The organism is Mesorhizobium sp. CNPSo 4671 (genome assembly GCF_057784245.1).
In genome coordinates this window covers 25,791-38,700 of the sequence record NZ_JBWLUW010000003.1, presented here as the reverse complement: position 1 = coordinate 38,700, position 12,910 = coordinate 25,791, and the positions used below count along the sequence as shown (strand labels likewise).

13 protein-coding genes are annotated in these 12,910 nt (G+C 62.9%); 5 read left to right on the top strand and 8 right to left on the bottom strand.

All coding sequences use genetic code 11. The features are described 5' to 3' along the window. Window positions 1–67 precede the first annotated feature (67 nt). From AC04SF_RS08345 to AC04SF_RS08335, 3 genes are all read right to left on the bottom strand, one after another. Complete coding sequence (locus tag AC04SF_RS08345) at window positions 68–1,009, bottom strand: alpha/beta hydrolase (protein ID WP_488477383.1); 942 nt, start codon at window positions 1,007–1,009, stop codon at window positions 68–70. A gap of 110 nt (window positions 1,010–1,119) precedes the next feature. Then, window positions 1,120–2,001, bottom strand: coding sequence for an SDR family oxidoreductase (locus tag AC04SF_RS08340; RefSeq protein ID WP_488477382.1), 882 nt, complete (start codon window positions 1,999–2,001; stop codon window positions 1,120–1,122). A gap of 125 nt (window positions 2,002–2,126) precedes the next feature. Beyond that, the gene (locus AC04SF_RS08335) at window positions 2,127–2,714 is read right to left on the bottom strand and encodes a dihydrofolate reductase family protein (protein WP_488477381.1); all 588 of its coding nucleotides are present in this window, start codon (window positions 2,712–2,714) and stop codon (window positions 2,127–2,129) included. A 111-nt stretch (window positions 2,715–2,825) separates the two neighbouring features. On the opposite strand from AC04SF_RS08335, the gene AC04SF_RS08330 reads away from it, so the two are divergent. Beyond that, window positions 2,826–3,248 carry a winged helix-turn-helix transcriptional regulator gene (locus AC04SF_RS08330; protein ID WP_488477380.1) on the top strand — a complete coding sequence of 141 codons (423 nt, stop codon included), beginning with the start codon at window positions 2,826–2,828 and terminating at the stop codon, window positions 3,246–3,248. 58 nt (window positions 3,249–3,306) lie between these two features. Here AC04SF_RS08330 and AC04SF_RS08325 read toward each other — a convergent pair whose 3' ends face one another. Next, window positions 3,307–4,020, bottom strand: a complete 714-nt coding sequence (locus AC04SF_RS08325) for a DUF899 domain-containing protein (protein ID WP_488477379.1) — start codon at window positions 4,018–4,020, stop codon at window positions 3,307–3,309. 209 nt (window positions 4,021–4,229) lie between these two features. Between AC04SF_RS08325 and dinB the strand changes: the two genes are divergently transcribed. Together dinB and rsgA are read left to right on the top strand one after the other, a co-directional pair. After that, window positions 4,230–5,477, top strand: a complete 1,248-nt coding sequence (gene dinB, locus AC04SF_RS08320) for a DNA polymerase IV (protein WP_488477378.1) — start codon at window positions 4,230–4,232, stop codon at window positions 5,475–5,477. A gap of 390 nt (window positions 5,478–5,867) precedes the next feature. Then, window positions 5,868–6,944 carry a ribosome small subunit-dependent GTPase A gene (rsgA, locus tag AC04SF_RS08315; protein WP_488477971.1) on the top strand — a complete coding sequence of 359 codons (1,077 nt, stop codon included), beginning with the start codon at window positions 5,868–5,870 and terminating at the stop codon, window positions 6,942–6,944. 47 nt (window positions 6,945–6,991) lie between these two features. On the opposite strand, the gene AC04SF_RS08310 is transcribed toward rsgA, so the two are convergent. Continuing rightward, complete coding sequence (locus AC04SF_RS08310) at window positions 6,992–7,522, bottom strand: sterol desaturase family protein (RefSeq protein ID WP_488477377.1); 531 nt, start codon at window positions 7,520–7,522, stop codon at window positions 6,992–6,994. Between the two features lie 184 nt (window positions 7,523–7,706). Between AC04SF_RS08310 and AC04SF_RS08305 the strand changes: the two genes are divergently transcribed. Next, a complete protein-coding gene (locus tag AC04SF_RS08305; protein ID WP_488477376.1) occupies window positions 7,707–8,177 on the top strand; it encodes an NUDIX hydrolase in 471 nt (156 codons plus the stop codon). Beyond that, entirely contained in the window at window positions 8,174–8,914 is a 741-nt protein-coding gene (locus AC04SF_RS08300; RefSeq protein WP_488477375.1) for a hypothetical protein, read from the top strand. Before AC04SF_RS08305 ends, AC04SF_RS08300 begins: the two co-directional genes overlap by 4 nt. A gap of 144 nt (window positions 8,915–9,058) precedes the next feature. Here AC04SF_RS08300 and AC04SF_RS08295 read toward each other — a convergent pair whose 3' ends face one another. The 3 genes from AC04SF_RS08295 to AC04SF_RS08285 form a co-directional block, all read right to left on the bottom strand. Continuing rightward, window positions 9,059–9,781, bottom strand: a complete 723-nt coding sequence (locus tag AC04SF_RS08295) for a copper chaperone (protein ID WP_488477374.1) — start codon at window positions 9,779–9,781, stop codon at window positions 9,059–9,061. After that, a complete protein-coding gene (locus tag AC04SF_RS08290; protein WP_488477373.1) occupies window positions 9,781–11,361 on the bottom strand; it encodes a tyrosinase family protein in 1,581 nt (526 codons plus the stop codon). The genes AC04SF_RS08295 and AC04SF_RS08290 overlap by 1 nt, the downstream gene beginning before the upstream one ends. Window positions 11,362–11,709: 348 nt before the next feature. Then, window positions 11,710–12,705, bottom strand: coding sequence for a LacI family DNA-binding transcriptional regulator (locus AC04SF_RS08285; RefSeq protein WP_488477372.1), 996 nt, complete (start codon window positions 12,703–12,705; stop codon window positions 11,710–11,712). Window positions 12,706–12,910 lie beyond the last annotated feature (205 nt).

Genomic DNA, 12,910 nt, shown 5'->3' with positions numbered 1-12,910 from the left:
CGCGGCACGTCGCTCGGCGTTGCCACAGCATCGCGCAAGCGCCGCGCATCCACAAGCCGGCCCATGGTCACGCCGCCCTGTTGTCGGCGACATTGTCGCCAGCATCCGGCAGGCCCAGCCTCGGCCGCACCCAGGCGGCGAAGCGGCCGATCGCATCGTCGGCTTCCGGCGCCTTGCCGGCCATCATCTGGAAGGAGTGCAGCATGTCGTCGAAGACGTCGAGACGCGCCTCGACGCCAGCCTGCCGCGCGCGTTCGGCGAACATGCGGCTTTCGTCGACCAGCGTCTCGTCGGCGCCGACCTGCAGGAAGACGGGCGGAAAGCCGCTCAAATCGGCATAGAGCGGGCTGACCTCCGGATCGAGCCGGTCGCGGTCGCCGATGAAGTTGGTCACCAGCCAGTCGACACCCCCCTTGGCGAAGAAAGGATCCTTTTCGCGGTTGGTTTCGTAGCTGGCAGCGGTCAGCGCCATGTCGAACCAGCCGGACATCATCACCGTGGCGACCGGCAGCGGCCGACCTTGCGCGCGCAGCCGCTGCAGGACGCCATAGGTCAGCACCGCGCCGCAGGAATCTGCGGCCAGCGCAATAAGCCTGGTATCGAAACCCTGGTCGATGAGCCAGTTCCAGGCTGCCATCGCCGCTTCGAGCTGGGCCGGATACTTGCCCTGGTTCGCCAGGGGATAGCCATAGAGCAAGGCCCGGCAGCCGACGGCCTTGGCCAGATGGCCGACCAGCTTGCGATGGGTGTAGATCGAGCCGCCGAGGAAGCCGCCGCCATGCGCATAAAACAGCACGCGCCGGTCGTCGGCGCCCTTCGGCACGACCCATAGGGCCGGCACGCCGCCGGCATCCACCTCGATATAATCGACGCCGCCGGGTTCGCCGGTCAGCGCCGTCCAACTGCTGTCGCTGAAATCGACGAAGGCCTGCGGACTGGCCATCTTGCCCGCATTGGCGGCGATCGCCGCGTAATGGTTCCTGTTTGCTTCGCTCTCAATGCTCGCCATGATGCTCTCCTGGGGTTACGGATCGCGGACCGCGCGACCTTTCGAGAAGCAGAGACGGACGGGCTGATAAAAAGGATACGCCGCCCGCGGATGATTTTTCCGGGACCCGTCTAACCCTCTCCCCGAAACATCGCGGCGTGGCGTTGGGCGAATTCGAGGAACGGCGTCGGCCGCACGCCGAACATGTCGTGCGTGGCCAGATGCACCCGCGATTTCGGTCGTCGCAACCGCTCGGCCAGTTGTTCGTCCAGCGCATCGGCGAAGCCGGCCGGAACACCGCCGGCCAGCAGCTTGCGCCGCCGCTCTGCGGGGCTGACATCGACATAGCGAACCGGCTTGCCGATCGCTTGCGATATCAGCGCCGCGATAGCGCTCATCGTCAGCGCCTCCGGCCCGGTCATATCGAGGCTCTCGCCTTCATGGCCACCGTCGCGCAGCAGCCGGAAGGCCACCTTGGCAATATCCTCGACATCGACCGGCGACAGTTCGGTCTCGCCGAGCGCGAGATATAATGCGCCCTCGGCGGCAATGGTCGGCGCGTCGCGCAGGTAGACCTGCATGAACTGGCTGGGGCGCAGATGCGTCCATGCCATGCCGGCCCCTTCCAGATAGCGCTCGACCTCCTCATGCATGCGGGTGAAGCGGAACTTCGTCGCGTCATAGCCGATGTTGGATTCGGCACCGGAGAATTTTATCACATGCGCGACACCGGCCTGCTTGCAGCTATCGATGAATCGGCACTGCGTTTCCGTCATGTCTTCGGCCGCGGTCGAAATCATCAGCACACGGTCGATGCCATTGAGTGCGGCGCCCAGCGTGTCCGCCCGGCGCATGTCGCCCCCGACCAGTTCAACGCCGGCAAGCCCGCCAAGCCCTGCCACGGACACCCGGTCGGGATCGCGCACCAGCGCCCTCACCTCATGCTTCTGCCGCGCGAGCTCGCGCACGATCGCTTTGCCGTTCAGGCCGGTGGCGCCCGTCACCAGGATCATCATCATCTCCATCTGGGATTGCCGCGCCCGCCACGACGGCGACCGCACCTTGAAGACGAGGAGACGAGGGCAAAGGATTCTGCCCAAACAGTTTTTATCGGCACGATGCCTTTGCCACGCTGCGGTCACCTCGCCGGAGCGTAGCGGTTGATCACCATGCCGCAGCCATAGGCCTTCGAACCGACCAGCCGGAGGTTCTGAAAACCGCCCTGGTCGAAGATGCGGCGTCCCGCGCCCAGCACCGCCGGGTTGACGAACAGCTGGAACTCGTCGACCAGCCCGGCGGCGATCAAGGAGGAGGCGAAGCCGGCGCCGCCGAAGACGGCGATATCAGCCCCCTCGCCCGCCTTCAGCGCCTCGACTTCGCGCGGCAGGTCGCCGCTCACCACCGTCGTGCGTTCCCATCGCGAAGCCTTCAGCCTGTCGCTCGGCACCACCTTCCGGGCCTCCACGATACGCTGGGCGAAGGCGTAGAACGGGTCGTGGGGAAACTTCTTCGCCGCGTTACCCCAATGGGTGAGATAGCCCTCCTCGGCCATCTTGCGGCTGAGCAGGATGGTATCGATGCCGGCGAAGACGGTGTTGAAATCGCGCTTTAGGTCCTCGTCCCAACCGATGTTGTCGCCCCATTCCCAGAGCTGCCAGCGATGGTCCTCGCTCGCCCCGACAAAACCGTCGACCGACATCTGCATCTGCAGGATCAGCTTTTTCATCGTCGTCTCCTCGTTTGTCCGGTTCAAGGGGAATTAGTTTACTTTTGGAACCATTGACGTGCGGGAAAAATGATGTCAAGAGTAAAGTGATTTAAAAATGGAACCATAGACATGTCGACGCGCGAAAGATCCGGCTGCCCCATCAGCCTGTCGCTGGAACTGCTCGGCGACCGCTGGACGCTGCTCATCATCCGCGACCTGGTCTTCGCCGGGAAAAAGCATTTTCGCGAATTCCTGCAGTCGGATGAAGGCATCTCCTCGCGCACGCTGGCCGAGCGCCTGCAGACGCTGCAGGACGAAGGCATCCTCACCCGCAGCGACGATCCGAGCCATGGGCTGAAGGCGATCTACCGGTTGACCGAGGCCGGCATCGACCTGTTGCCGGTGCTGGCCACGCTCGGCGCCTGGGGCAGCAAGCACCGCAAGGCCGACGATCAGCTCGCCCGCATCGCCGACGAGCTGGCGGCCGGCGGCGAACCGGCGCTGGAGCCGATCAAGGCGGCGCTGCGGGCGGAGCATCTGGCGAACGCTTGATCACCGAAGTTCTGAAAGATGCCCCGAGGTGGGCTTTGCCCAACTGCGCGGCGGATCATCAGCGATCATCATACTCATCGTGAAGGCGGACCCAATCGCCCAGCGTATGCGATGGCCCGTTTTCATTGCGGCCGATGGGCGTGAGGTCGAGATAGCTGTAGGTCCCGATCAGGTTCTCGCCGCCCCGGCTCCGCACCTGGAAAGTGCAATAGATCTTGCCGTCGTCATCCCGGTAGAAAACGGTCGCGCCACCGCGATCCCTGCCTGTCATCGCGACCTCTTCGAAATTGAAGAGCACCTTGCCCGAACTGATCTGGTCCTCGGTGAACGACACCTGGAAGTCGAAATTGAAATCGCTCCCGAACGACGAAACCCAGTCGAACTGCCAGTTCATCCGCGCCTTGAAATCCATGAGCTCGGCGAGCGGTGCACGCGCGCAGACGACCAGGGAGACGTCGTGATGCCTGAGATGCTGGTTGGCGGCGTCGATGTGGTCGCAAAGGAATGAACAGCCGGTGCAGCGATAATCCGCATTGGGCGGAAACATGAAGTGATAGACGATCAGCTGGCTGCGGCCGGCAAACAGATCGGCCAGCGATCTCTTTCCCTCGCTCGTATCGAAAACGTAGGGCTTGTCGATGCGCAGCCACGGCAGTGCCCGCCGCTCCGCCGCGAGCTGTTGACGCTGGCGCGTCAACGCCTTTTCTTTCTTGAGATGCGATTTGTGCGCTTCAAACCACTCCGAGTAAGGCGCGTTGATGTGGTCGGTCATGTCGTCCTCCTTACGCACTCAGGCGTATGCTGCAGCCTCGTTGCCCGTCTCTAGGACGTTGTTGAAAACCGCGATTCGACATTTGGCTGTGCAGTTTTCGCGGGAAGAGCGCAGATGATACAGCCGAACGCGGACATACCGCTTGACAGCTGTACGCGTTATGTTCTCTATTCGTTCTAATCCATCAGCAACCGTGGATATGCAGCCGGATGGAAACGACAGCCACCATCCTGCATGCCGATCTCGATGCCTTCTATGCCTCGGTCGAGCAGTTGCTCGACCCGTCGCTGCGCGGCAAGCCGATTGCCGTCGGCGGCGGCGTGGTGTTGGCCGCTTCCTATGAAGCTCGCGCCTTTGGCGTGCGTGGCGGCATGCCGGGGCGCAAGGCACGCGAGCTTTGCCCGCAGCTGATCTTCGTCGGCGGGAATTTCAGCCACTACCAGCGGCTGGGCGACGCGGCGATAAAGGTGCTCGACGATTTCACGCCGGTGGTCGAACGCATTTCCATCGACGAGGCCTTTGCCGATGTCGCCGGCTGCACCCATCTGTTCGGCTCGCCACAGGAGATCGCCACGGCCATCCGCCGCCGCGTGCGGGCCGAACTCGGCCTGCCGATCTCGATCGGCGTGGCCCGCACCAAGCATCTGGCCAAGATCGCCTCGCAGGTCGCCAAGCCCGACGGGTTGGTGGTGGTCGATCCCGGCACGGAGCTCGCCTTCCTGCACGATTTACCGGTCGGCCTGATGTGGGGCGTCGGGCCGGCGACCAGGGCGCGGCTGGCCGAGATCGGCGTCGAGACCATCGGCCAATTGGCGAGGACGCATAGCGGCGCACTGACCAGGCTGCTCGGGCCCGCCGCCGGCGAAAAGCTCGCCGCCCTGTCATGGAACCGCGACCCGATAAAACTGGAGACCAGGCGGCGGGCGCAATCGGCCGGCGCGCAATCGGCGCTTGGGCAGAAGCCGGCCGTGGCGCGGGTGATCGTGCCGACCTTGCTGCATCTGGCCGACCGCGTCGCCAGCCGGCTGCGCGCCAAGGCGCGGCCCGGTCGCACGGTGACGGTGCGCGTGCGCTTTGCCGATCTCAGCACCGTGACGCGGTCGATCACGCTGGATCAGCCGATTTCGGCGACGACCATGCTGGCCGAGGTCGCTGGCGACCTGGTGCGCGGCGTGCTCGCCGACCATCCCGGAGAGAAGACGATCTCGCTGCTGGCGATCTCGGTCTCGCATCTCGAGGAAAGTGTCGAGCTGCAGCTCGATCTGCCGCTTGGCCTCGCCGACGAGAAGCGTCGCCCCGGCAGCAGACAAGGCCTCGCCCGCTTCGGCGCCGACCGCGCCATCGACAAGATCCGCGAGCGTTTTGGCAAGCAGGCCGTCGGTTATGGCACGGTGGCGCTGGAGGCGGCGCGCTCCGTGCCCGACGAATTCAGGGAATTGGCGGAAAAGGAATTGTGAGCGCGGGAAGCGTCAGCCCCCTCGCCCTACGGCTTCCGGATCAACGCCCGGACGTGGCAGGCGCGGCGGTCACGGCGGACAGCATTTCGCGCTTCACCAGCACCGGCTTCTGATATGTCTTCTTCACGGCAAAGTCCCCCAGCCCAAGCGGCTGGCGGCAGTAACATCCGGCCAGCGCGGCTTGTCAAGAAAATGCGGACTCCGGCCTGGCGAGCGGCTTCTTGTCCTGAGGCTCGCCTGGTGATCATCGCGACAATCGAGGTCGCTGACGGGTGAGCCCGGCCCTCTCGCCGTGAAATGCTTGCCAAATCTCACCATGCCGCCCATACAACAGCGTGGGCGGATCGCCCCCGAAAGGCGTTGTCCACGCCACACCTCTTCTTGCCAGAGATACTGTCCGATGTCAGCGACGCCGTACCCTTGGTCGAAGCCTTGACGGCCTCCTCCCCCGCCCCTTCACTATCGCTTGCCGGTCTTGGCTGGTCGGATTTCTTCGACGATCAGCTTGAGCCGGGCGAGGCAAACCTCATCCCGGTCCGCATTGCCATGGTGCACCGCGATCGCCTGAGCGGCATGTCTCAGTCAGGGCAAATGGATCTAGCGCTGCCGGCGAATGCGAACACCGGCGACTACGCCGTCGGCGACTGGGTGCTGGTCGAGCCGCATGATCAGCTTGTGAAGCGTCGCCTGACCCGCAAGACGGTGCTGGAACGCCGCACCCAGGGTGGAAGGGTGCCACAGCTGGCCGCGGCCAATGTCGACACGCTGTTCATCGTCACCTCTTGCAATGCCGACTTCAACATCGCCCGGCTCGAGCGCTATCTGGCGCTGGCCAACGAGGCCGGAACGACACCGGTGATCCTACTGACCAAGGCCGACACGGCTGAAGACGCCGAGGCCTACCAAATCCAAGCCGCCGCACTGCAGCGCGGCCTGGCCGTGGTGACGCTGAACCCGCGCACATCGGATGCCGCGACCGCGCTCGCCGCCTGGTGCGGCACGGAGCAGACGGTGGCGCTGATCGGGTCCTCCGGCGTCGGCAAATCGACACTGGTCAACACATTGGCCGGATCGGCGCAGCAATCGCCACAGCAGACCGGAGCCATTCGCGAACACGATGCCAAGGGACGCCACACCACCACGGCGCGGTCGCTGCATGCCATTGCCGGTGGCGGCTGGGTGATCGACACGCCGGGCATGCGCACGCTGCAGGTCAGCGACGTCGGCTACGGCATCGACACGCTGTTTGCCGAGATCACCGAGCTTGCCCCGCTGTGCAAATTCCGCGACTGCACGCATGTGCATGAGCCGGGCTGTGCGGTGCACGCGGCCATCAAGGCCGGCACGCTCGATTCGGAGCGTCTTGCCCGCTGGCGCAAACTGTCCGAAGAAAACCAGAACAACACGCCGGTGCAGAGTGGCCCGCGCGGCGCCAAGTCTCCCGCCGGTCGCGGCAGGCGGCGCTGAACGACTGCCCTACTGCCCTACTGCCCTACTGCCCTCTGCCCTACGGCTCAAAGCCGCGCCGTGCCGAAAATCCTGTCCCAGAGCAGCGACGTCACGCCGAAATTGGCGTTGTCGTCGATATGGTGGTGCACCGCGTGGCGGCGTTTGAGCGTGTAGAGATAGCTGGGATGGGCGGGATGCCAGTGGTGGATCATGTGGTGAACACTGATGTACCAGAGATAGCCCAGCATCAGCCCACAGCCGACCGCGCTGGCGGTCGCGAAATCCGAGAGTAGCCAGACGGGCAATGCGATCAACGCATGCACGCCGAGACTGAGCCAGGTCGGCGTGCCCACCGGACTGCGCTCCTCGACGTGATGACGGTCGTGCAGATCCCTGATGTAGGGCACGTGATGCAGGACGAACCGGTGCAGGACATATTCGATCAACGTCCACAGAACGAGACAGATCAGCACCGTGCCGATCCATTCCGGCGCGCTCTCTTCCCCGGCCTCAATCAGCCCGGCCACGCCCAGGAGGGCGATCACTAAGGGATAGACCACGAAATCGCTGTAGTAGCCGATCAGACCGAGTTGCATTCCCGATGCCCCAACTGATTTTCGACTCGCCCCAGAAACGACGCTAACAGATTGCCGAACTCGCGGGTGAGGTGCAATCCGGATGCATCTGACATAGCGTCGCAATTTCCCGGTGCAAGTTCGGCGCCCATGATCCCTGCAGAATCGGCCGACTCGCACCACTACCGCAAACGGACATGCAATCATGGCAAAACGCAGTGCGGGCCTGCTGATTTATCGTCGAAGCGGCGGCGAACTCAGGGTGCTTCTGGTTCATCCCGGCGGCCCCTTCTGGGCGAAGAAGGACGATGGCGCCTGGTCGATCCCGAAAGGCCTCGTCGACGAGGGCGAGGACGAACTGGCGGCTGCACAGCGCGAGACCGCGGAAGAGCTCGGCATCACCGTCGACGGCCCTTTCGCGCGCCTCGGCGACTACAAGCAGCCGGGCGGCAAGATCGTCATCGCCTGGTCGGTCGAAGCGCATACCGAGATCGATGTGACCACGATCAAGAGCAACAGCTTCACCATGGAATGGCCACCGCGATCCGGGTCGATGAAAGCGTTTCCGGAGGTCGACAGGGCCGGCTGGTTCACCCTGGCCGAGGCCGAGGTCAAGATCCTTGTAGGGCAGCGCCCGATGCTGTTGGATTTGCTGAAGCAAATGGATGCCGGGTGATTGCCGGTAAAACGAGGGTGACCAACAAAATGGAGAGAGACGTATCGAACGAACCGACCGCCATCCTGATGCAAAAGGTGAAACACGAGATGCAAGAGGTGAATAACGGCAACGACGATGCCGAATTGAACTACAGACTCGGGGAAGAACTCATCGAGAGATGGAGACGAGGATCCGATCTGGAGTTTCTCGTCGACCTGCTGCGATCTGAAAAATCCAGTGAGCGGCTTCTTGGCGCCTACTACCTCGGGGAAGTGGGCGGTGTCGATGGATTGAAGGTTTCAGCGATGGAGCTTGTCGACGACCCGCTTTCCAATTGCCGACGTGCTTTCATCGACTACGTGATAAGTTCCGGATGCTACGATGACACGATTGCCGACGGCATGGCGAAATGTCTGCTGGACCTCAATCTTTACGTCCGGGTGACGGCCATGCGGTGGGCAATCCTGACATCCGCCGAAATATTCGAACAGTTTTCCCGGCTGGTTGAGTCTGGAGCGGGCGGCCTCGAACCCAAATTCCGCAATCCCCTCAGCAACGACTTCTTGAACGAGTCCAGCCTGAGGCGAGCGACCCGGGGGCTGGACATCATTCGCAGCCTGCGCGCCGCCGGGAAAATTCAGGAGGTCAGGAAGGACTTCCCCGAAGAAGACAGCTTTGTCTTCGACAATTTTCTTTTTTGGGAGACCCATCGAGAACGCACTGCGGAATGGCAAAAACTCAAATTACGGCGCTGACAGCCGGCATGCCACGTACTGCCGCCTCCCTCCGAGGCTTGCCCTTGCCCTTGGAGCCGGATTGCGCGGAACAGCAAAGCGCTCTGTGGTCGTCGGCGCCAATTTCCTTCCATCGATCATCGCCCAGGGGCAAAGCCGCCACGTCTATCGAAAGACCAGACCCGATCGGCCGGGCCTCGATTGCTTGGTCCGTTCGATGGCGACGAGAAGTGCGCCCGCTGCCATCAACGGCAAATGGGCATCGGCAAGGCAGAGCGGCAAAAGCATCAGTGCCCAGCAGGTCGCCACGCACCAGCAGGCCAAGGTGAGGCCGAACAGCAGCGGATCGGTGAACGCCGCGACGCCGAAGATCGACAGCCGTGGACGCAAGTGACATCGGGCAAGGCAACGTGCCCGTGCTGGACTGACCTGCCAGGCCAGGCCTGTCGCGGCAACCACCAGCCCGGCGCCCAGTTCCGAGCCCGTCGAGCCGTGCAGGAGGTAGGCCGTCAAGATCAGGAACACACAGACGACCGTCCAGATCGACAGGTAGCCGGCGATGAAGAGCAGGATCGCTCGCCAGCGATGCCGTGACAGGGAGCGATACCACAAATGCAGAAACGGTCCGGCGAGCGCCGGCGCCATCATCGCGACCACCATCAGCACCGATCCACCAGCAAGCGCCGGCCAGCCGACTGTTTGTATCGCGAAGTCGAGAGCGAACACGCCTTGAGGAATTGTGGCGTTGGACGGACCGCCGCACAGCAGCGGCAGCACGACATGAAGCCGGTCACCCCCAACAATCAGCAGCCATGCACACAGGCTGACGCTCCAGAGCAGAAGCCCGAGCGGGCCGAAACCCCGTGCCTGTAGCCATTGTCTCAGCATCAGCTCGACTGACGATAGATGCTCACGCGCTTGATCGAGACCCCTCCCGCTCCGACTGAACTGACCGGCACGAACAGTACGGACAGGTTGCTGAGGTCGGCATTGCCGGACAGATGCAGCCGGTCGATTGTATCGGTGATCTCCAGCACTTTCGTCATTCCCGAACCGCCATGCGGTTTGGCCATGTTCGTCGCGGCGCGCGCTCCAAACAGCGACACCACCCCTGCCCGGTTGTCGGGATGCGCCGCCGGGTCGGCGCCTTCGGGCAGCCCGACATAGACGTCGAACACGGCGGCGTTGTTGTCGCTCGTGATATTCTCCAGATTGAGAAACACGCGGTCGGGCTCCGGGACGGACCGTGCCGCGAACTCGTTCAGCTTGAAGCTGTTGGTGACTTTGCGGGCGGTCGGCTTGTCGACCTTGATTGTCGTTGACGTCGGCGCGTTGGAGAGCGTGACGGCCTTGGCGTTGGCGCCAAGCAATTCGACGATGGGCTTTTTCGCCACGGAACTGACCTCCGGACCTGCAGCGCCTTGGGCGCCCGGTATCATCACACTCAGCGTTTTCAGCCTGAGGCCGAGGCGCTGTTGCCCGGCAAAGGGATCACTGGTGTCTTCATAGACATAGTTGAGCCCTGGTGCGGTTGTGTCGAGCATATCTTTCGGCGCAAATCGTTTGCGCGTTCCATCGGGCTGCGGAAGAATGAACTTGTGCCGCCCCGCCGGGCCATTGAGCCATGAGGAGAGAGTCGGGTTCTTGTGACGTGCGTCACGCTTGCGCCAGACCTCCCACAGCCGGTCGATATTGGCATGGTGCAGCCAGAAGATGGGATCGAGCCCTGCCGTCTCCGGCATCGACATGAGGCCCGCGAAACGCCAGTCGTTTGGATCTTGGCCGGCTTGGCTTCCGCCCACTCGCCCGTGCACCACATCATGCGGCACCTGCTCGAGCCAGCCTTCATGATCGCGATCGGCGTCATGCTGGAACGGCGTGCGCACACCGCCAAAGCCGGGTGAACCGTTGGTGACGCCCTCGAACTGCCCATCGGTCAGCGCGGTCTTGGTATCCACGTCCTGTGGCCGGATGACCACCACGCCGTCGCCGCGGCCGTAGCGTCGTTTGTCAAACAGCGGATTGTCGCCGCCATCGGGCCAGACGTTCTTTGCGAAGGCTTCAGGAAGAGCGCGAGGATTGGCGACGGCCTTGCTGTTGTAGTCCCAGTAAGGCAGCGCCCAGTCCGCCGGCGCGCCGGGCAATTTCGCGATGGCAGCGCGAACAATGGCTTCAAAAGCCGCGAGATAGCCGCGGTGCCAGGGAACGAAATACCAGCCATGATGCTGACACTGGCCTTGATCCTGGTTCTTGAATTCAGGCGTCTGCGGCAATTGCTCGGCAGGCTTGAGCCAGCCGAACTCACGCCAGATCTGTTCTTCGATACCATGGATAGCGGCAAGATATCGCCAACTGGTGACGTCCGGGAACGGCCGCGCCTTAAGGGCCTGCACGCCACGAGCATACCACAGCAAAACAGGATCCCAGGGCTGCGCAAGACTCCAGACGTTTCGCCGAATTCGAGCCATCGTCTCCCCCTTTGTTTAGCATGGAGAGTATATGCTCGAACGAGACCCGAATCCATTTGAATCCAAAAGTCTGTTCAAAGTAATTCCAAAAAATTTTAGCTATCGGACCACCGACAAGATGGGCTGATTTCGGAAAGATCATGCTCGAACAAACAGATAGCGGCAATCTCGATGGCATCGAGAGCGAACAGGATGCGGAATCCGCTGCCGCCGCCTTCGCCTTCGCGAGTCATCTCTCAATATTCGCGCAAATGCAGAAAGTAGCTTCCAAACCGCTGAGGCAGTGCCGCGCTGTCCCATTCGAAAAACGGTGCGTCGACCGAGGGACGCGGCGAACCTGCCGGCTGACTAGGTCGTCTCGCGCAGGATCACCGTCGGTTCCATCAGCACCGTCCGGCGCGGATGTGAGGGGTCGTCGAGAAAATCGATGAGCGCGCCGATCGCCAGGGCGCCGGCCTCGGAAATGCGGCGTTCGATCGTCGACAGAGGCCGCACCAGCAGCGGCGCGATGTAGATGTTGTCGAAGCCCATCACCGCGCAGTCCTCGGGAACGCTCAAGCCGCGTTCGCGCAGCGCCACCGTAGCCCCCATCGCCAGCATATCGCTCATGCAGCACATGGCCGAGAAGCTGGTGCGGTCGAGCAGCGTGCGGGTGGCCACCAGCCCGAACCTATGGTTGAACGCGCCGCACTCGATCAGGTCGGGATCGACCGGCAGCCCGGCCTCGCGATGCGCCCGCTCGTACCCCGCCCGCCTGATTTTGGTGTTCGAGGCCAAGGGATTGCCGCTGACAAAGGCGATGCGCGTGTGTCCGGCCTCAATCAAATGACGCGCCGACAGGAAAGCACCCTGCTCGTAATCCGTATCGATGCGCGCGGCCAGGCAATCGAGGTCCGGAATTTCCCGGTCCATCGAGACCACCGGAATCCTGAGCCGCTCCACCAGGTCGGCCTCCGGAATGAGGTCGCTTGCGGCGAGCACGATGCCATCGACGCCGTGGCTGGCGAGGAAGGTCAGATGCGCCGCCTCCTTTTCAGGGTCGGAGTCTGAATTGCACAGGATCGTCGAATAGCCGCGCTCGCGCGCGGCATGGTCGCAGGCGCGCACCAGCTCGGTGAAATAGGCGTTGAGGATGTCCGGCACAATGACGCCGATGACGCGCGAACTGCGGGTGATCAGCGAGCGGGCAATCGAGTTCGGCGTGTAGTTGAGTTCCTTGACCAGCGACCAGATCTTTTCGCGGGTCTGCTCGCCGATCGACTGGTCCTTCCGGTTCAGGACCTTTGAAACGGTTGCCGCCGTCACGCCAGCCAGCCGGGCGATATCCTTGATCGTTGTTGCCACAGTCCCTCGCCTTTCGACGAACAATGGCCTGTTGTTAGCCGCCATCGCTACATCGCCACGCGACTAGCACGGATCGCGATCCCAACAAACAGGTCGCGTCATCCACAGCCTCTGCCGTCGATTTGACAACCAGCCGGAAAACATCTAGGTAAACGTTTACCTATGTTAATTCAACGCTGTTTTCTGGCGATGAGCAGGCCTGCCC

Excerpts from the sequence above, each read along its gene's own strand:
- AC04SF_RS08345 (WP_488477383.1), bottom strand. The coding sequence starts at position 1,009 with ATGGCGAGCATTGAGAGCGAAGCAAACAGGAACCATTACGCGGCGATC.
- AC04SF_RS08340 (WP_488477382.1), bottom strand. The coding sequence starts at position 2,001 with ATGATCCTGGTGACGGGCGCCACCGGCCTGAACGGCAAAGCGATCGTG.
- AC04SF_RS08335 (WP_488477381.1), bottom strand. The coding sequence starts at position 2,714 with ATGAAAAAGCTGATCCTGCAGATGCAGATGTCGGTCGACGGTTTTGTC.
- AC04SF_RS08330 (WP_488477380.1), top strand. The coding sequence starts at position 2,826 with ATGTCGACGCGCGAAAGATCCGGCTGCCCCATCAGCCTGTCGCTGGAA.
- AC04SF_RS08325 (WP_488477379.1), bottom strand. The coding sequence starts at position 4,020 with ATGACCGACCACATCAACGCGCCTTACTCGGAGTGGTTTGAAGCGCAC.
- dinB (WP_488477378.1), top strand. The coding sequence starts at position 4,230 with ATGGAAACGACAGCCACCATCCTGCATGCCGATCTCGATGCCTTCTAT.
- AC04SF_RS08310 (WP_488477377.1), bottom strand. The coding sequence starts at position 7,522 with ATGCAACTCGGTCTGATCGGCTACTACAGCGATTTCGTGGTCTATCCC.
- AC04SF_RS08305 (WP_488477376.1), top strand. The coding sequence starts at position 7,707 with ATGGCAAAACGCAGTGCGGGCCTGCTGATTTATCGTCGAAGCGGCGGC.
- AC04SF_RS08295 (WP_488477374.1), bottom strand. The coding sequence starts at position 9,781 with ATGCTGAGACAATGGCTACAGGCACGGGGTTTCGGCCCGCTCGGGCTT.
- AC04SF_RS08290 (WP_488477373.1), bottom strand. The coding sequence starts at position 11,361 with ATGGCTCGAATTCGGCGAAACGTCTGGAGTCTTGCGCAGCCCTGGGAT.